2 protein-coding genes are annotated in these 806 nt (G+C 61.3%); both read right to left on the reverse strand.

Annotation, left to right across the window (positions count from 1 at the left end; genetic code table 11):
• Nucleotides 1–313, reverse strand: a 313-nt coding sequence (gene tnpB / locus IC50_RS38235; protein ID WP_035716877.1) for an IS66 family insertion sequence element accessory protein TnpB, incomplete at its 3' end; no start/stop codon positions are given.
• The gene (locus IC50_RS38240) at nucleotides 310–708 is read right to left on the reverse strand and encodes a transposase (RefSeq protein WP_011090954.1); all 399 of its coding nucleotides are present in this window, start codon (nucleotides 706–708) and stop codon (nucleotides 310–312) included. The genes tnpB and IC50_RS38240, both read right to left, overlap by 4 nt.
• Nucleotides 709–806: the final 98 nt, after the last annotated feature.

Below are 806 nucleotides of genomic sequence, written 5' to 3' on the forward strand. Positions count from 1 at the left end.
GCTTCCAGTTCAGCCCTTCAAACAGCGCTTCGAACTGCACGCGCGTCAGATGCATGACGCCGTCGCTGATCTGCGGCCACTCGAAACGACCATCGCGGCCAAGGCGCTTGTAGACCAAAACGAGGCCCGTGCCGTCCCATAGCAAAATCTTCAGCCGGTCGGCGCGCTTCGAACGAAAAACCACGATCAGGCCCGAATGCGGATCGAGCCCAAGCGTGTTTTGCACAAGACCGGCCAGCGCGTCGTGCCCGCACCGGAAGTCAACAGGACGCACAGCAAGCACAATCCGCAGTCCCTGCGCCGGAATGATCATGCGCCGCGCTCGATCGCAGTCACGATCTCCGCGATCCGCACCGCCGACACGTCCGCATCCAGGCGGACCGAAACCTTGCCAATCGTAATCTCGACGGGCCCCTCGCTCTTGCCTGACGCCACTGGATCGCTCAGCTCGATCGACACGAAATCCGCCGCGTCGTCCGTGACCAATGCGAGCCGGCCAGCACGCGCCAATCTGCGCCACGTCGTCAACTGCTGGGCCTTCACACCATAACGCCGTGCGACATCACATACCCGGGCGTCGGGCTTCATGCTCTCGAAAACAGCGCGCCCCTTGATCTCCGCAGACCATAACCGGCATCCAGAACGCGTCCGGCGCGTAAGCTTCCCCACAAAGCCATCAGCTTCGGCTTCCTCCCCCGATTGTTCCATCGCCTTCAGTCTCCTCTCGGCTCTCTGACAAGCCAAGGATCGCAGAGCGAAAGCCGAAGCGAAACCAGTCAATCAAATGGGAGAAAAGCTCCGCTTAC

Origin of the sequence: Bradyrhizobium genomosp. I (2014) (genome assembly GCF_000261685.1) — a bacterium.
Classification (GTDB): Bacteria; Pseudomonadota; Alphaproteobacteria; order Rhizobiales; family Xanthobacteraceae; genus Bradyrhizobium.

Coding starts and splice junctions, on each gene's coding strand:
- IC50_RS38240 (WP_011090954.1), bottom strand. CDS start 708: ATGGAACAATCGGGGGAGGAAGCCGAAGCTGATGGCTTTGTGGGGAAG.